This is a genomic window from Rhizobium sp. KNZ14-9A, assembly GCF_056755015.1.
Map to the genome: position 1 here is coordinate 2,262,270 of NZ_JBPGXB010000004.1, position 16,439 is coordinate 2,278,708.

General features: G+C 59.0%; 17 protein-coding genes and 4 pseudogenes. 9 read left to right on the top strand and 12 right to left on the bottom strand.

Annotated features, from left to right (window positions below; all coding sequences use genetic code 11):
* Window positions 1-23: 23 nt before the first annotated feature.
* The 4 genes and pseudogenes from ACR9ZQ_RS40760 to ACR9ZQ_RS40775 all read right to left on the bottom strand — a co-directional run.
* Window positions 24-200 (bottom strand): annotated as a pseudogene (locus tag ACR9ZQ_RS40760) (IS6 family transposase); the annotation flags it as partial.
* 538 nt (window positions 201-738) lie between these two features.
* A complete protein-coding gene (locus ACR9ZQ_RS40765; RefSeq protein ID WP_481430809.1) occupies window positions 739-1,812 on the bottom strand; it encodes an HlyD family secretion protein in 1,074 nt (357 codons plus the stop codon).
* A gap of 45 nt (window positions 1,813-1,857) precedes the next feature.
* Window positions 1,858-3,594, bottom strand: a complete 1,737-nt coding sequence (locus ACR9ZQ_RS40770) for an efflux MFS transporter permease (protein ID WP_481430810.1) — start codon at window positions 3,592-3,594, stop codon at window positions 1,858-1,860.
* Window positions 3,581-4,036, bottom strand: a complete 456-nt coding sequence (locus ACR9ZQ_RS40775) for a MarR family winged helix-turn-helix transcriptional regulator (RefSeq protein ID WP_481430811.1) — start codon at window positions 4,034-4,036, stop codon at window positions 3,581-3,583. The genes ACR9ZQ_RS40770 and ACR9ZQ_RS40775 overlap by 14 nt, the downstream gene beginning before the upstream one ends.
* A 317-nt stretch (window positions 4,037-4,353) precedes the next feature.
* On the opposite strand from ACR9ZQ_RS40775, the gene ACR9ZQ_RS40780 reads away from it, so the two are divergent.
* Both ACR9ZQ_RS40780 and ACR9ZQ_RS40785 read left to right on the top strand, forming a co-directional pair.
* A complete protein-coding gene (locus tag ACR9ZQ_RS40780) occupies window positions 4,354-4,479 on the top strand; it encodes a hypothetical protein (RefSeq protein WP_481430812.1) in 126 nt (41 codons plus the stop codon).
* A gap of 31 nt (window positions 4,480-4,510) precedes the next feature.
* Window positions 4,511-4,918 carry a hypothetical protein gene (locus tag ACR9ZQ_RS40785; protein WP_481430813.1) on the top strand — a complete coding sequence of 136 codons (408 nt, stop codon included), beginning with the start codon at window positions 4,511-4,513 and terminating at the stop codon, window positions 4,916-4,918.
* A gap of 66 nt (window positions 4,919-4,984) precedes the next feature.
* Here ACR9ZQ_RS40785 and ACR9ZQ_RS40790 read toward each other — a convergent pair.
* Window positions 4,985-5,958 (bottom strand): annotated as a pseudogene (locus tag ACR9ZQ_RS40790) (ISNCY family transposase); the annotation flags it as partial.
* A 78-nt stretch (window positions 5,959-6,036) separates the two neighbouring features.
* On the opposite strand from ACR9ZQ_RS40790, the pseudogene repC reads away from it, so the two are divergent.
* Window positions 6,037-6,357, top strand: a pseudogene (gene repC, locus ACR9ZQ_RS40795) (replication initiation protein RepC); the annotation flags it as partial.
* 258 nt (window positions 6,358-6,615) lie between these two features.
* On the opposite strand, the gene ACR9ZQ_RS40800 reads toward repC, so the two are convergent.
* The 6 genes and pseudogenes from ACR9ZQ_RS40800 to ACR9ZQ_RS40825 form a co-directional block, all read right to left on the bottom strand.
* Window positions 6,616-7,533, bottom strand: a complete 918-nt coding sequence (locus ACR9ZQ_RS40800) for a nucleotidyl transferase AbiEii/AbiGii toxin family protein (RefSeq protein WP_481430814.1) — start codon at window positions 7,531-7,533, stop codon at window positions 6,616-6,618.
* The gene (locus ACR9ZQ_RS40805) at window positions 7,523-8,359 is read right to left on the bottom strand and encodes a type IV toxin-antitoxin system AbiEi family antitoxin domain-containing protein (RefSeq protein WP_481430815.1); all 837 of its coding nucleotides are present in this window, start codon (window positions 8,357-8,359) and stop codon (window positions 7,523-7,525) included. Before ACR9ZQ_RS40805 ends, ACR9ZQ_RS40800 begins: the two co-directional genes overlap by 11 nt.
* A gap of 39 nt (window positions 8,360-8,398) precedes the next feature.
* Window positions 8,399-8,647, bottom strand: coding sequence for a hypothetical protein (locus ACR9ZQ_RS40810; RefSeq protein ID WP_481430816.1), 249 nt, complete (start codon window positions 8,645-8,647; stop codon window positions 8,399-8,401).
* A 160-nt stretch (window positions 8,648-8,807) separates the two neighbouring features.
* Window positions 8,808-9,245 (bottom strand): VOC family protein, encoded by a 438-nt coding sequence (locus ACR9ZQ_RS40815; protein ID WP_481430817.1) that lies wholly within the window; start codon window positions 9,243-9,245, stop codon window positions 8,808-8,810.
* Window positions 9,246-9,383: 138 nt separating this feature from the next.
* A pseudogene (locus ACR9ZQ_RS40820) lies at window positions 9,384-10,303 on the bottom strand (ornithine cyclodeaminase family protein).
* Window positions 10,300-10,560, bottom strand: coding sequence for a hypothetical protein (locus ACR9ZQ_RS40825; RefSeq protein WP_481430818.1), 261 nt, complete (start codon window positions 10,558-10,560; stop codon window positions 10,300-10,302). Before ACR9ZQ_RS40825 ends, ACR9ZQ_RS40820 begins: the two are co-directional and overlap by 4 nt.
* 250 nt (window positions 10,561-10,810) lie before the next feature.
* Between ACR9ZQ_RS40825 and ACR9ZQ_RS40830 the strand changes: the two genes are divergently transcribed.
* The 5 genes from ACR9ZQ_RS40830 to ACR9ZQ_RS40850 all read left to right on the top strand — a co-directional run bounded on the left by ACR9ZQ_RS40830 (window position 10,811) and on the right by ACR9ZQ_RS40850 (window position 14,135).
* Window positions 10,811-11,326: a GNAT family N-acetyltransferase gene (locus ACR9ZQ_RS40830; RefSeq protein ID WP_481430819.1), complete on the top strand. Its 516-nt coding sequence runs from the start codon at window positions 10,811-10,813 to the stop codon at window positions 11,324-11,326.
* Window positions 11,327-11,722: 396 nt separating this feature from the next.
* Window positions 11,723-12,271, top strand: a complete 549-nt coding sequence (locus tag ACR9ZQ_RS40835) for a hypothetical protein (RefSeq protein WP_481431027.1) — start codon at window positions 11,723-11,725, stop codon at window positions 12,269-12,271.
* Window positions 12,272-12,375: 104 nt separating this feature from the next.
* Window positions 12,376-12,615 carry a helix-turn-helix domain-containing protein gene (locus ACR9ZQ_RS40840; protein ID WP_481431011.1) on the top strand — a complete coding sequence of 80 codons (240 nt, stop codon included), beginning with the start codon at window positions 12,376-12,378 and terminating at the stop codon, window positions 12,613-12,615.
* Window positions 12,616-12,705: 90 nt separating this feature from the next.
* Window positions 12,706-13,416, top strand: coding sequence for a YbhB/YbcL family Raf kinase inhibitor-like protein (locus ACR9ZQ_RS40845; protein WP_481430820.1), 711 nt, complete (start codon window positions 12,706-12,708; stop codon window positions 13,414-13,416).
* 29 nt (window positions 13,417-13,445) lie between these two features.
* A complete protein-coding gene (locus tag ACR9ZQ_RS40850) occupies window positions 13,446-14,135 on the top strand; it encodes a class I SAM-dependent methyltransferase (RefSeq protein ID WP_481430821.1) in 690 nt (229 codons plus the stop codon).
* Between the two features lie 569 nt (window positions 14,136-14,704).
* Here the strand turns inward: ACR9ZQ_RS40850 and ACR9ZQ_RS40855 are convergent.
* The gene (locus ACR9ZQ_RS40855; protein ID WP_481430822.1) at window positions 14,705-15,622 is read right to left on the bottom strand and encodes a recombinase family protein; all 918 of its coding nucleotides are present in this window, start codon (window positions 15,620-15,622) and stop codon (window positions 14,705-14,707) included.
* Window positions 15,623-16,072: 450 nt separating this feature from the next.
* On the opposite strand from ACR9ZQ_RS40855, the gene ACR9ZQ_RS40860 reads away from it, so the two are divergent.
* Entirely contained in the window at window positions 16,073-16,234 is a 162-nt protein-coding gene (locus tag ACR9ZQ_RS40860; protein ID WP_442207281.1) for a hypothetical protein, read from the top strand.
* The last annotated feature ends 205 nt before the right edge of the window (window positions 16,235-16,439 follow it).

Below are 16,439 nucleotides of genomic sequence, written 5' to 3' on the forward strand. Positions count from 1 at the left end.
AAGCTTTCGGCATGCAGATTGGATCAGGCCGCTGTCGCGGTGACCGCCTTCCAATTTGCCATCGCCGTGAGGCGATGCAGATGAACAGCGATGGCAGAGTGGTTGGAGCGTGCGGGGACGAAGAGATTTCGGATCGCGGAGAACACACTGACGAAACGTTGCAGCGAACCCGGCGAGCGGAATCGCTGCATGATCCGCTCCAATGAAAGAATGCAAGGGGCAAAACGCCTCCATTAGCGGCTTTTTCTTGGGTTCGGTTAGGTTTTGACCGGCATTCGCCCCGATCGGTAAAGTCTTTCTCTCCGCCGGACAGGTTGTTGTTGTCCTTCGTCGGTTCTCGAACCATTCTCCAATGCGTGACCCTGATGCCGCTCCTGGCTTCGGTCACAGAGTGGCGTTCGGCTTCCCGGCTTCCCATTCTCTCGTAGGAGCGCAGCCCGGCGTTGCCAGGCGCGCTCCCCAGATCATCAGAAAGAAGTCGTACCATCCGATGCTGGCCTCCGCCCGACCAGCATATTGAACACAAAACCGATGCTGCGAGAATCCCCGCGGATTCAAACAAGAGCGGAAACGCTTGTCTTATGACTTTTGCTGCCGAACAGGCGAAGAACGAACCGCTGAGAGAGGGCAGCCGGCCTCTCTCAGCGGCGAGGGTCGGATTGTTGAAACGCAGACCGTTTGACGGGTCAAGCTAGAGTCGGATCGTCAAAGGTCGAGCCCTTGATCGCCGGAGGGCGATCAGTCGAGCTTGGCCTCGACTAGAGCCGCGCCGCCTTGCTGAGCTAGGTCTACGCTTGCGACCACCGACATGCCAGGGACGAGCCTGTCGGTGAGCTTCTGTTGCGGCTCGATGGCGATCCGGACCGGAATGCGCTGGGCGACCTTGGTGAAGTTGCCGGTGGCATTGTCTGCCTTGATGACCGAGAATTCCGAGCCCATGGCCGGCGCGAAACGCTCGATCCGGCCGGTGAATTTTTCGTGCCCGAGGGCGTCGACGGTGAAGGTGACCTTCTGGCCGGCAGTCATGCCGCCGAGCTGGGTTTCCTTGAAATTGGCGACCACCCAGACCTTGTCCGGCACGATAGAGCCGATCTGGGTGCCGATCGAGACATACTGGCCGATACGGCCGGCGACTTCGCCGAGCGTGCCGTCCTGCGGGGCGGTGATGCGCGTATTGGCAAGGTCGATCTCGGCAAGCTTCACGGCTGCCTTGGCGCTTTCGACGGTTGCCTCCAGCGACTTGCGGGTGACCACGATCGTGTTCAGGTCCTGCTCGGCGACGAGTTCGGAGGCTTCAGCTTGGTGCACGGCGGCCTGAGCCTGGTTGAAGGCGGCGCGGGTCTTTTCGGCGTCGCTCTGGGTGGCGATGTTCTTTTCGAGCAGGCTCTGGGTGCGGTCGTAGGTGGTCCTGGCGGAATCGAAGGCGGCGTTGGCGCTTTCGACGGCGGCCTTGGCGGACTGGATCTTGGCTTCGGCCGACTTACGGCTCTGTTCGGAATTGGAGAGCGAGGCTTCGGCGGTTGCGAGCGCTGCTTTCGCCTGTTCCAGCTTCTGGGTGTAGATGCGGTCGTCGATCCTGGCAATCAGGTCGCCCTGCTTGACGCTCTGGTAGTCCTGGACCGGTACCTCGGTGAGGTAGCCGGCAAGCTGCGGGCTGAGGATCGTCACCTGGCCGCGCACATAGGCGTCGTTGGTCGTCTCGACCGAGCCGTGGAAGGGCGGCAGGTTCCAGGCGTAGAGCACGACGACGATGCCGGCGGCGCCGATGGCAAGCGCCACATAGGTGGCGATGAAGCGGAATATCTTGGACATGGCAGTTTCGTTTCTTGTTCTTCGTTTGGCGCTCTGCTCGGGGCGTTAGGCGGCGGCTGGCATAGGGTTGCGGGTTGGCGAAAGCCGGTGGCGGTTGCGCCAGGCCACGTGGAGGAGAAGGCAGGCAAGCGCTACGAGCGACAGATAGGCGGTGAGCAGGAAGGAGTCGTTGTAGGCGAGCGCATAGGCCTGCTGCTGCACCTGCCTGGTGAAGAGGACCGCACCCTGGACCACCTGCTGGTTCGGGTCGGTCAGCACCTTGCCATAGGCTCCGCCGAGCTGTTTGAGGCGGTTGGCGACCAGCGGATCGGTGGAGGCGAGCTCGGAGACCAGCCGGAAGGAGTGGAATTGCTCGCGCCATTGCACGAAGGTGCCGTAGAGCGCGCTGCCGAGGTAACCGCCGATCTTTTGGGTGGCGAGAAAAACAACGATGAAGGAGAGGATGTAGCTCGGGCCGCGTTTCATCGCAGCACCCATGCCGATCGTCAGCGCCGGCGGCAGGAAGAGGCCGCTCGCGAAGCTCACCAGGAACTGGCTGAGATGCATCTGTTCCGGCCGGGTGAGGATGGTCGACTGGCTGTCCATGTAGCTGCCGACCGCGACCAGCAGCAGCGAGATCGCATGGATCGCCGGCTCCCGGCCGGGCTTCATGATCATGGCGCAGATGACGCCGGAGGCGACGGCGCCTGCGAGGATGAACCAGTAGAGGCCGGCCATCTGCTCGTTCAGCATGCCGGCATTGCGCAGGAAGTTGACCGCGCCGCTGGTCTGTTCGGACAGCACGAGCCGGGACACCATCAGCGCGCCGGTGAAATGCAGGATCTCGCGGGAGGTGAGCCAGCGGATGTCGACCAGATGGTTCTTCCGGTTGAGCTCGATCGCCGCAAAGATCGCCGAGGCGGCGATGCCGGCGATGATCATCCAGGCGAGCCAGTCGACCGCGGTCCACCAGTAGAGCCGGCCGACGGTGAGCACCACGGCAAAACAGCCGAGCCCGATGGCGAGGAAGACATAGCTGATGACATCGAGGCTGCTGATCACCTTTGCACGCGGCGGCGAGGCGAGCGGCAGCACGTAGACAAGCCCGAGCGAGACCATGGAGAGCCCCATCTCGAAGAGATAAAGCGCATGATAATCACCGATATCGAGCAGATAGGGCGAGATCAGGCCGGTTACAGGCGAGGGGAGGGCAAGCGCCGTCAGCGAGGCGCAGAGGCCGATGCTCATCTTCTTTGCCGGAGAGACCGGCTCGAGAATATAGAGGAAGCCGAGCGAAGTCATCGGTGCTGCGGCGACCCCCGCGAAGAAGCGCAGCGCCAGTGCGCTCTCGTAACCATCCACCCAGAAATGCGCAAGGCACACGAGCACGTATACGACGATCGCTGCCTCGGCGAAATTTCTGAGTCCGTATTGGGCGCGGACCTTGAAGAGCAGCAGCGTCAGGCTGGCATTCGGGAAGAAATAGGCCGCCATCAGCCAGGTGGCTTCGGTCTGGGTGAGGTCCATCGGACCGGCGATCTGCTGCAGGTTGGTGGAGATGAAAGTCATGCCGAGGCCCTGCGTCAAGGCGATCAGCGCGCCGGCCAGCATATAGGCGGCGACCATCATGCGGGATTTGGGCACGAACGCGGGCGCTGCCGCGGGTGCAGGCGAAGAGGCGGCGGCGGGATCTGGCGCCGGCCCGATAGGCGCAACGGTTTCGGCCGGCTCCGCGTTTCTGCGGAAATCCGGCCGTATGATGGTCGCGTCTTCCTGCCTTGCTGCTGTCTCACGCGAGGACATCAATGTCCTCCAGCTCGCTGATATTGGCCGTGATCCGCTCGAACAGCGCCATGGAGACCTGCATTTGGTCGGCGTCGATATCCTGAAAGATCTGCTCGCGCATACGGTCGCCGATCGAGCGGACGAGGTCTGCCTGTTCCTGGCCGTGGGCCGTCAGGAACAGAAGCTTGACACGGCGATCGTTCGGATCCGGTCGGCGCTCGATCAAGCCGTTCTCCTCCATCCGGTCGAGGAGGCGCACCATGGTCGCCTGTTCCAGCTCCAGCTCGCAGGCCAGCTCGCTCTGGTTCATGTTCTGCTTCTTGGCGAGTCGGAACAGGGCGCGGGCGCGCGGATAGGTCAGCCCATGCGCCGTCACCTGTTGATTAAAGGCCGTGCGAATCTTGCGGCTGAGCTTGGTCAGCGTTTCGAGGAATTCGGATGCGATTGGATCAGGTTTCATCGTAAGCTTAACGTTAGTGTGCTAAGTATCTCCTACTTGGCACACTAACTAAGTTGTTTCAAGGGGCCGCGGCGCGCTATTGGATCGACGTCGTCACCTTCTTTCGGTCAGGGCGATTTCCCGGATACCTCAGCAAGCCCAGCGATAGCTCGCCTCGCTATGAAAACCTTTGTTCTCAACATCGAAACGGCTTTCTTCGACGCCTGAAGGCTCTCCCCTTGCCGAAGGGGTCCGAAGCAGGTGCATCGCACCTGGGTGCGTTTAGCCAGCCTCGCCTTGCGAGCTTGTAATGCTGGCTGCAATTCTGAGAGCCTTCCATGAAATTCGCGCATTCTCGCGCCGATCTTCCAAGCGAAGATTTGGCGAGCGGTCGAGTTCTGTTTAGCCGACCCGGTCTCACCGCCTTTCCTGTCCGTCCGACCGCCGCCCTATCATTTCTATGATCCAACTTGCGGGGGCGGCTATCTCGCAACGGTGTTGGGCTTTTTGCATGGCGACGTGCTGCGGAACGTCAGCATGTCCGACATTTCGGCCGGGGCCGTCTCGGTCGCGACCCAGAACCCCGCCCTTCTCACGCCGCAGGGGCTGTCCCAGCGTCTCAGGCGGCTAAGCAGCCTTATTGATTTGTACGGCCGGCCAAGCCATCGGACCGCCCTGCAAAGTGGCAATCAGCTTTTCGCCTTGCGCCGCCATCTATCTGCGAATGTGTTTCAGGCCGATGCGACGCAGGCCAATCTGGTTGCTTCAAAGCTCGCCGCTCTACCACCTGTCGATCTAGCGATTGCAGACGTGCCTTACAGCAAACAAGAGCATTGGCGATCGGCTGCTCCAGCCTCAATCGAATGCTGGCATGCGCGTGCCCGAAATCCGCCCGGCGCGTGACAGATACCGCATAGACGCAGCATCAAAGACTGAAATCCGTTCATTCGTCGACCGATGCACCAACGCCACATAGCGCTGCTCTCGTTTGCACAGGATCTCCTTCAACCGATCCGGTGCAAGATTCATTGGACGATGCAGATCGTCGGGCCGGGCAGGGGCAATCGCAAAGCGTGCGTTGTAGTCTTCCATGAAGCCAGGCAACAACGCATTGCCTGCCTCCATGTTGCAGATCCCGGCCAGCCGCAACTCCTTGACCAGCCGATCTTGCAGCGTCCGGTTCATCCGCTCGACACGCCCCTTGGCCTGACTGGAATTTGCGCAAAGAATCTCGATGCTTAGCTCGCAAAGCGCACGCCCGAACTGGGTCATGCCTGGCCACCCTTGGCATCCTTCTTCGCCACCCGGAACACCGAATGCTTGTCCGAATAGAAGGCAACCGGTGCGCCATGACGCTCGAGATAGAGCTCCAATGCCTCGAAGTAAGTGAAGGCGCTTTCCGATCGCACAAAGCGCAACTGCATCAATCGACCAGTCGCATCATCGACAAAGACCAGCAGCGAGCACGGGTCACCGCGATCCTCGAACCAGCGATGCTCGGACCCATCGATCTGCACCAGCTCGCCATAGGCCTCGCGTCGCAGCCGCGGCTGATGAAACGTTCGACGCTGTTTGCGCGACAGCCAAAGCCCGGCCTCCGACATCCAGCCACGCAATGTCTCGCGCGACACCCGCAATCCATCACGCTCGGCAAGCTTCTCGGCCGCCAGCGTCGGACCGAAGTCCGCGTAGCGTTCACGAACCAGCGTCACTGCGTAATCGCGAACACCATCGCTGATCCGGTTGTTCGACGGCCGGCCGATCGCCTTGTGCCGGATCGAAGCCGCGCCGCCGGTTCGTATCCGCTGCAGCAGCCGACGCACCTGGCGCGTGCTCAGATCAAGCACATGCGAAGCCGACACCATCGTCATCCGGCCGGCCATCACCTTGGACAAAATCTCGATCCGCTGCAGATCACGCTCGCTCATCGCAATCAGTCCCATCCGCAATCTCCCAGGTCATTAAAACCCGGGGAGAGTGACATTCTTACTTTGCAGAAACAGGATACTTCAACTTTGCGGCTACAGGCCTGCCCGGAGATTAGCGATTATGGGACTGGCGGCGTGATCGGGTCCTGGCGCGAGTTGATGTCCGCAGCCGTCGTCGTCCGGTCGACGCTGGGGATAAGCCCGTCGGCCTACCAGGAGGCCTGCGAGATCATGGGGCCGGAAAATGCGGCGGTCGCGGTTGCCGGCATCCTGGAGCGAGCAAACATGATCAATTCTCCGGGCGGATACTTGCGGGATCTCACGCGACGGTCTGAGCGCGGGAAATTTTCGCTGGGACCGATGATCATGGCCCTGTTGAAGGCGAATGGTCTGGCGCAAACGAGAGCGGGGTAGGGGGGCCGCGCCGTTTCGAGGGGAAGCGCCGGGGCGGTTGCCTTTCAAAAGCGCTGCAAAAGAGTTGGTCGCGACCAACTCTGCTAAACTTTTGTAGTCGCTTGGTTTTTGAATTTCGATATTTTAGCGCGAAATCACCAGCTGGAAGAACGATATTCGAGTAGACCGAGGATGATCTCCGATAGGCAGCAGCGCCGGGCGGTGGGAGAGGCAAGCCAGTCGTCGGATCATCGATCCCGCAGATCAGCCAAAGGCGCATCATCGTGTGAAGAGGCGCTCGATCTCCCCACGCTGTTCGGCGTGTTTGACCGGATTGTCGGTCCTTAGTTTTTGCAGGTTGAGGATCTTCCAGCGGACGGCCGGCAAGGCGAGGGCGTGCGTCAGGCCGATAGCCTCGAAGTCGGGTTCGCCATCGTGAAGAGACAGCAGAAACGTGCGGGCCTTATGATCTAGGCGGGCCTGGATGTCCTTCAGGAACCGCTCCCGGATATCCAGCAATTCGTCCAGCGAGACTTTCTCGATTGTCATTCCATCGAATTCTTGATTGAAGACATGTGCGACGTCGGCCCTATTGGGCTGCAGCAACTCGTGGGGCCGGCGTCCGGAGCTCGCCACGTAGACGAGGAAGGTGCGAAACAGCGGGTCTGTCAGTCCCTCGTTTTCATAGAGCAACTTGATGTCGAAGAGATCGCGCGGATGTTGGCGATCGACTGCTGCATGCATCTTGCCGCCGAAGAGGTCTTCGAAGGCGACAACCTGCATTTCTGCAAAACCAAACTGGTCTTCGACCCGCTCGCTGACCCTGCGTCGTTCGACGGGGTGCACCGTGCCGCGGGCGACCGGAGAGGTTTCGATCTTGATTGCGGTCTGGCCCCGCCTCACCTCGACGCGTGTGTCGCCGCCGCCACCGCCGGCTATCCGCTTTGCCCGGACGCCGTTGATCCTCTCGACCTTCGCGGCCACCCGGTCGAGGGCCGCGTCGATTTCGGCTAGGCTCTCGTCCCTCGGTTTGAGCGGAAGGTAGGTCAGGTCGATATCGACCGAGAGGCGCGGGAGGTCTCTGTAGAAGAGATTGATGGCGGTGCCACCCTTCAATGCGAAAGCCGGTTCGTCGGCAATCATCGGCAAGGCCTGGACGAGGAGCTCGAGCTGGGAAATATACTGGTCACGGGCCATCGTTGCCCTCGGGCTTTCCAGGAAGGTACTCTTCGGGAATGGTGATGCGGTATGTAGGATGCAGCTTGCCACCCTTGATGAATGAGCGGTCGCCGCTTCCAAGGTCGATGATCGATCGGTCGACATGCTTGAGCCAGGCGTGCTCGTGGCGGTCGGCAAAGACAAAGAAGAGCCTTTTCACCTGGACTTTGGTGCAGTCGGCCAGAAGCTCGGTGATGCGGCGCGGACGCAGGTTGGTCAGACCCTCGAAGATCGTATCGATGTTGTGAAAGCTTTCGTTTTCCGGCAGTTCGTCCAGCGCTTCGAGGATGGCCCGCTCTGGCGTTGAGGCCCGTATCGTCCAATTCTGTAGAGACAGGATGGCGTTGCCGTCTGGTTCGCCCGCCAGGGGTTCGATCCCGAGATCCGCCGTCTTGAATAGTCGCGTGGTGCGCAGGACGGGAAGGCCATTGGTGGGGAGGGTTGCGAGCCATCGGGGCGCATCGCCGTAGAGGAAGATTTTTTCGGCCGCCCCTAGCGCCAGGTAATGCACATGCCCGCGAAGTCCGAGCGCGGTGCGGCCGCCGACATGGAACGGGTAATCCATGATCGTCTGTGCAGACATGACCGCGATGCGCCAGTCGATGCGTTCCTCGACTGAACCATCCCGCCCTGAGGGGCGCCGATAGACGCCATGCATGACGGGTTCCAACCAGCCGCGGCGGAGATAGTCATGTGTCGAGCTCCGGCGGATTTCCATTTTCCGCATCCATGCGGAATCCACGATGAAGCCTGCCGGAACCTCATCCAGCATTGACTTTAATTTGTCGCGTTTTAGATCGCTCATGACGGACAAAAATGGCACTGATTAAAGTGCCCGGCAAGATCACTTTAGAAAGAAGGAGAAATGTCCGTTTCTAACGGACTTTCGCAGCCGATCATGTGGCGGTGAAACCTGCCGTGATCGTTCGTCTTGAAGCCATTTTGCCCAAAGCTGCAGGAAGGCGCGATAGTTCTTCATGCCCACCCGCAGAAAATGCAGGCCTTCGACCTTGCGTTTTTCACTTTCGTACTCACGAAACGCCCCGACCGGCGCGCCATGTGTGCTTCGACCATGCTCGTCGAGATAAAGCACGCCGCCATGGGCAAGACCGTTGGGAAGGATCTTGAAGAGGGCGGCCGTTAGCGCAGCCCCTGCAGTCAGCCCCGCTCGCAATTCGAGAGCAGCTTCTTTTCTAACCGGCGGGGTGAGGTCAAGCGCCTTCGCGATTATTCTACAGAGTTTCGCGACAGAATTACGCCGCTAATGACATACCCTCGGACTTGCGTTCGACCAGCGCCCAAATGTGGCCGAAAGGATCGAAGATCGAGGCCACGCGGCGACCGATCATGTCAGTTTGGATTTCGTCTCGGATCACAGCTCCGGCCGTAACGGCGCGCTGCATTACGCTTTCAATGTTGCCAACCTTGAGCTGAAAAATCGTACTGACCGCACCTGGTTCTTTCGGAAAGAACGGCCCGCCGTAGGATGGCGACTTTTCACGATTGGGGTTTGAGCCGGCGACCCACACCTGCAGATTTCCAAACCGCATTTCAACAGCCGCCAGAACGCCATCAATGTCAGTGGTATTCTCTTCCTGCGCGCCAAAGGCGGCAGCATAGAATTTAGCGGCCTCTCGCTCTCTCCCGTGTTCGACAAACAACGAAAATTCGACGCTTATATCCTCGGTCATCTTGGCTCCTCGCTCGCTCTGAATCACAGATCCATCATACCGCGAAATTCGACTAGCCAATGGCAGGGATGCAAATGCCAGGCAGAGAGTCCAGAAACTAACAGGATACGACGGCTTTAGGCTTGGCATACGTCTAACTTACAAGCTGTCGAAGATTGCTGAGGCTACCGCGACTTCAGTGCCGGCCAAGCCGACGGAGCAGAACAGGGTGGTCTGATCCGCCGACGTCCGGCCGAGCTCCCGTCCTGCAATTATATCAGAAAGCTCCACCATGCGATCCTCATTGCCTGAACCGTTCAGGAAGAAGGGGAAGCGTACGCTCGCGTCTGTTCGGAGGAATCGGTCGCTATAATGTTTGCCATATCCGCAATATCGAGCCCGAGTTCATACCCATCGAGCGTTTTTGGGCCGACCGTGTTGACATGCACACTCCGTTTCAGATCAGACGCGTTGACAACGGGTTGATTGCTAGACGTGGCACAAATGACGATATCGGCATCGCTCACAGCCTCGCGGACACTGTCTGCTGACCTTATCTCGATTCCAAGCTCCGCCTGCATTTCCCGGGCGAAGAGGTTTCGCCGAGTTTCGTCGCGACTGTAAATTCGGGCAATGGTGATTTTGCGCACGGCGGCCGCAGCTGTGAGTTGGGTCCGCGCCTGAAGCCCGCTCCCCAGCACACCAACGACGCTGGCTTCTGGTGAACTGAGGTGCCTAATAGCGACACCGCCTATCGCACCAGTTCTTATCGCGCCGAGCCGTTCCCCGAGAATGAGCCCTTTCAGCCTGCCGTCGTCTGCAGACCAGACTGCAACGATCTGCGAGTGTTCTGTCCCCTCAAATGTCTCGTATGCCCGAAAGCCCGCAACTGGCCTTTCTCCCAAAGAACCACCGATCGTAAAAACCCGATCGCCTCGTCCTGGGAACGATACATGGTGTCGCGGTGGGGATACCGTCTGACCATGAGCGCGAGCGAGAAAGGCATTTTCTACGGCGTCGATCGCAACATTCATGAATGAGCCATCTCTCAGGTCATCGTCTTGCAATATCTTCGTCATGATCGAAACTCCAAAGCTTTAGGTAGCTTGCGACCTGAACCGACCTTGAGGTCAATAGCAGCGGCGATTCCATTGCCGGGTTGTTTCGTGGTAAGTGTCGTTTGGCACTTAATCGCAAGAATGCGGCCGTCTGGATTTCGTTTGGCATTGAATCTGAGATTCTCATCAAAGACAGTCGCAAATGAAATGCAAATTTTCAACCGATCTTGGTCGCCTTGCGTGCGCTGCGATGGCGTTGAAAATCCTGCAAAAAGCAATCTCTATTCTCGCCATAGTCGATCGAGAAGTCATCGAAGGCATCGCAGATTTCGTCCGGCGGCGGATTCTCACATTAAGTGCCAAAATCCCCCGAGGAATCTCACATTAACTGCCCCGTCTCAAATTAAGTGCCGCGCTATCTTATTGAAAATGTTAAGGTGAGAAGTCTTGCGGTTAACTGCAAAACGACACTGGTAGGCATGATACCTGATGCTGCAGTTTTAACGCTTCTGGAACGCGAGCGGTGCATTGATCGAGACGAATAGGCTTACTCTCCGACCGTACCTGTTGAACGACTATCAGCCTTATCTGGCGATGTGCACCGACGCGGTCGTTGTCCGCTTTCTTGGAGGACGACCTTTTTCATCGGAAGATGCATGGCATCGCCTGATGCGCTATGCAGGCCACTGGTCGTTATTAGGGCATGGAATCTTCGCTGTTTTCGAAAAATGCAGTGGTAACTATGTCGGTGAGACCGGCATTGCTGATTTTCATCGCGGGCTTGGTGCCTCTTTCGACGGCGTTGGGGAAGGGAGCTGGACTTTTTCTTCCCGAGTGCACGGGTTTGGCTACGCGTTCGAAGCGACTGAGGCAGCGCACAGATGGTACACCGACACTTTGCGTCAGAGTCGGACAGTGTGCCTTATCCATCCCGAGAATAGTGCGTCTCTCAAGCTGGCCAGCAGGCTGGGCTACACTGCATTTGGCGAGCAAAATTATAAAGATCAGCCCATGATAATGCTTGAAAGACAAGCGAGACTTTGACCGCTTAGGGCCGATTCCGGTTCTTAGCAGGTCCTTGCAAATCGCGGCGCCTTCCAACTCTTATGGTTCGCGAGCATGTTGAGATTTGCGGCGATGCATCGTGGCCAGGCCAATGTCCTCGCTAGGAGGTCTCAATGGCGCAGACACCTGAAGCATTCTCCTTGTTTGCCCGGATTCCCAGAATCCTCTTGATCGGCTGCAATGCACAAGAAGGAGACAATCACCTAGGCGTTGAGGGTCGCTTTCGACACTGTCTCAGACAGTTGTATTCCTCCAAAAAGATCCGCAATAGCAGAGATTGTCTTTCCGGTTTCGGCGCCATTCGACGGTATATCGACAGCCACTTGATTTCGACATAGCAATGACGATCGATCCAATTTGGAGATGGTTTGTTCAATGCGCGACAGCGACAAAACCCTGCGGCGCCGCCTAGTTGATGCCTTGCGCCCATTGGCTGAGCGCGACACCCGCTTACTGCTCAAAAAAGAAGATCCACCGTTCATCTCGGCCTTCGTCGCTCGTCACCGAGAAACGGTTTCCGAGCTCAGCATGCCCGCCGCCGGCCTCGTCATCGTCATCGAAGGCCGCAAAGAGGTTCTGTGGGGCGCGAAACGCAATATCTACCAAGCCGGTGACGCCTTCGTACTGCCGGCCGGTGCGGAGGTTGATGTTGTCAACGAACCAGATACCGACACTGGCGTCTATCGCGCCCTGTTCGTCCGCTTCTCCGCGCCCTGGTCATTGAGGCGGCGCGCCTTTGGCCACAGCTCACCATGCGCGAAGTACCCCTCGGCTCGTCCATCACGATCAGTCCGACGCTCTGCTCGGCAATCATCCATAGTGGCGAGGCGCTGGCGGATCCGCTCGACCTTTCCCGGCGCGTTGTGGACCACCGTGTTCTCGAGGTTCTGCTTATCCTGGCCGAACAGGGTGCGCTGCCATTGATGCCCAAATATGTCGACAGTTCAGTCACAGATGCGGTGCGACTCCTGATCCGCCACCGGCTCGATCACGCGTGGTCCACAGCTGCGGTCGCCGCATCCCTGTCGATGTCAGAGGCCACCCTGCGGCGGCGACTGCGGGACGAAAACCACTCGCTCCGCGCGCTGCTGCTCGCCGAAAGAATGCAAGCCGCTTTCCTCATCCTCTCGGATCGAGATGCCGATGTCGCCGACGCAATTGCCGCTACGGGCTATGCTTCGCGTTCACACTTCTCGCGGCACTTCCAGAATGCCTTCGGACAGGCTCCTTCGACCGTTCGCAGGGCACGTAGAAAACCAATGGCCTGACCGCTTCAGGCTCATTCCTGATCAGATCGGGCCCACCCGCGCTGGCATTGGTCCCTATGGTCTACTGAAATCAACCAGGCGAGACGAACAATGACCAGGAATATAAGCATATGGGCCGCCATCAGTGTGGCCGCCGCATTTTCCGCGACGGCGCCCATGGCCGCAGACTTCACGCTGTCTGTAAAGTTCGAAGGGCTTGACCGCTCTGGCCGGTTTGCAGACTCCGCCGCCTTCTGCCCGCCCGGGATCCGGTCCAAGGACGTGAGCCCCGGGGTCTCATGGTCAGCGGGCCCCGAGGGCACCAGATCTTATGCGTTGCTGATGACCGATCCGGACGTACCGCAGGATTTCAGCCTCATCAATAAACCCGGCACCACAATTCCATCCGACGCGCCGCGGATCAGCGTCTTCCACTGGGTTCTGACCGATATTCCCCCCGGTATCATGTCCATCGGCGAAGGCGCGGAAAGCGAGGGTCTCGTGCCGGGCGGCAAGGCGGTCGGCGTGACGCCTCACGGGCTGCGCGGCGCCAATGTCTATACCAGTTTTCTGGCCAAAACTGATGGCATGGCCGGCACCTATGGCGGTTATGACGGCCCCTGCCCGCCCATAAACGACCAGCGCATCCACCACTACACTCTTGAAGTGGTCGCACTCGACGTTCCGACACTGGGCCTATCCGGGCCATTCACTGGCGAAGACGTGGAAATGACCATGGCGGGCCACATCCTGGCAAGCGGCGAGGCGATAGCGACCTATACATTGAACCCGAGCCTGATCCCCACCCCCACGGCGAAGTAGATCACAATCCCGAAAAGTTGAGCCACACCATGTCACCAATAAACGTATCGTCCTCACCCGTCTTCAATCGAGATGCGTCCGGCTACGACATCCTTCGGCGCGGCCTTATTCCCTGTTTCGATGCGTTTTACGGCACAGCACTCGACTTGATCGATGACTGGCGGCACGCCGATAAACTGCGTGTACTGGATCTTGGCGCTGGCACCGGTCTTTTCAGCGCCATGCTGCTTGCCCGCCACCCAGATGCGCAGATCCACCTCGTCGATGCCTCTGAAAAAATGCTCGAGCAGGCCCGGCAACGCTTCGATGGAAATCCGGCCATTACCTACGCCGTAGCCGACATGGCCGATGCCGAGCTCGGCGGTCCGTGGGATCTCATCATATCGGCACTGGCGATCCATCATCTGGAAGACGCCGCGAAAAAGCACCTCTTCGGCGGCATTCGGGGCGCCTTGTCCGAAGGTGGCCTGTTCGTCAACGCCGAGCAGGTCCTTGGCCATGATTCCGAGGTAGAGGCCCGCTCCGCCCGGATCTGGCTGCAGCAGGTCAGGACGCTGGGCATATCCGAAGCGGAAATCGCCAAGGCGCACGAGCGTATGTCCCACGATCGTTGCTCCTCGGTCGAAAACCAGTTGCAATGGATGCGCGATACCGGACTTTGCCAGGTCGACTGCAGCTTCAAAACATGGCGTTTCGCGGTGCTCAGCGGCCGACGTTAGGACGATCAGTCAGGCGTAACGGGTTGTCACTGCAAAGCGCCGGGCGGCCCGAGGGGTCCTTCGTGAGTGATCCCTTGGACGGAAGCTTTTGTCCGGCCTGCCTTGATGAGGATGCCTAAGAGGGGAGGGACCATTGTTGCCGGCGATCGTGGACATTCCTCGAAGCGCTGTTTGTCCACGGCTTCGAGGAATTGGCCTCGAGATTAACTGTGCCCGCTGTTTCCGCCGCGGTCTTTTTCAGTTTCGGTCGATACCCACCGATGAACCTCTCACTGGCTTGGCTGGCAGTGACGGTTGCGGCGATCACGTAACTGCTCCTCGCGCCGGTCGCTGAAACGCCACGACTTCCGTCTTCCGCTCGCAAAGCCTTTGGGCAATTGGAGTGCGGGCCCACCGACCCAAATCTCCAAGCCCCTTTACCTACGCAGGTGACTACAGCCGTGAAACTCCGCTCCCAAACCGAATACTGGCATCTTGTCCGCGGAATTGTCGAAAGCAAGGCTGGGAGTCTCTGCCGCCGAAATCAGGGGCGAGAGACCGCGCAATCCGCAAGTTGATGCTACGTGCTCTCAATGACGTATGAGACCAAACCGATGCGCCTCATCCAGTAGGTGACGAACGGATGATGGCTGCCATTTGCGTCCGCCCCGCGCCGGTCGCTCTCCCATCTGATCAAGCTGGCTGGCAATATCGCGCAGCGATAGGCCGGGATCGGCAATGGCGATCGCTGCGACGAGCTTCATCAGGTGATCTTCTGGCGCGCGGCGCGGTGAACGGACCAGAAGCTCGGGCTCGGCCAGCTTTTCGCGGACCATGCGATGCACGGCGCGACGTAGCCTTTCCACCGTCCAGTCATGGCCTCGACGATTGAGAACCCGCACGACATTGTCCCAGCTATGCTTTGGGCGAAGTTGCCGAACTGTCGGAAGCCAGGTTTGAGCAGAGGAGATCAGCTCGTCGAGATAGTTTTTTTCACGCGCCTTCGAGACAGCCTTAATCGCTTCCGGTCGCCTCTCCCGAAGGCCCGGATTGCCTGGCAGCTTGCCGCGAGCTTTCGCCGCCTTGATGCCGGCCTTGGTTCGTTCGGCGATCAGCGCTCGCTCGAGCTGTGCGACGGCACCAAGGACCTGGAGGGAAAACATGCCCTGTGGTGTAGATGTATCGATCGGATCGCGGATCGACCTGAAATGGACGCCGCGCTGTTCGAGATCTTCGATCACCTGCAACAGATGGCTAACCGACCGGGCGAGGCGATCCAGCCGGACGACGACCAGCACGTCGCCGGTGGCGAGTTCGCCGAGCAACCTCGTCAGAACCGGGCGCGCCCGTGATGCACCGGAACCGTGCTCCTGAAAAATCCGCTCGCAGCCGGCGGCACGCAGCTCGTCCATCTGAGCGTCATGGACCTGATCGTCGGTCGAGACACGTGCATAGCCGATTAGACGTCTTGGGGCCGGCGATGGATTGGCGACTTGTCGTTTTGCCATGGTTTTCTCGCGCGCTTTTCGGGTGCTTTGTACAAATAAGGAATGCGTAAGAAAACGAACGGTTGCAAGCGTGTTTGAGGTGTCGAACAGCGGCCCGCCAGACTCGAAATACGACCGTGGACGAGCAACGGAGCGTCCGGATAAGCAAAGGCGCGTCAGCGGGCTTCTGCGGCGGAAATGCCGGAAAAACAGCGGTATCGGTGATAGCTGAAGAGGGGGGAGCCTGCCAAAAGAGCGCTGACGCCCAATCCGCGCGAGAGGCGTTCCGATGGTATGCGCCGACGCACGCGCCGGAGCAGCGATTAGGTGTTGCCAAGACAGCGCACATACACGCGCAGGTCCTCCTGCTTTGTCTTGTTCCCGAATATTTCTTGATTTACTCGCGGACCTGGTGGAGAAGGCGCCATCAACCTCACTCTTCAATCCCTAGGAGAGTATTAGAGAACTGTCGTGAACGCGAAAATTATCTTAGGTTTTATTACAATCGCGGCCCTAGCCGGCTACGACAGCCTGGGTCTCGATGCTAAGTATCTGGTTTATTTCCTTATTTTCATAGCCGCTTTTTTTGTCGGCTCCTGGTTTGACTCAATCGGACAGGACGAAGAGGAATAGCTTCTGCCAGGCGGTGCCACGCCCAGTTTTATGTCTTTATCACGCCGATACTTGATCTACATCAGCACGACGCCGAATTAGCGAGCGAGCTGGCGCGTGATAGTCTAGTTAGTCCCAAAATCCTCCCAAGAGACGCAGTCGCGGATAGGTGACCCGCGGGAGAGAACGCGTTCTCGCAGATTTCGCGCGCCAGGATTTGTCCTTG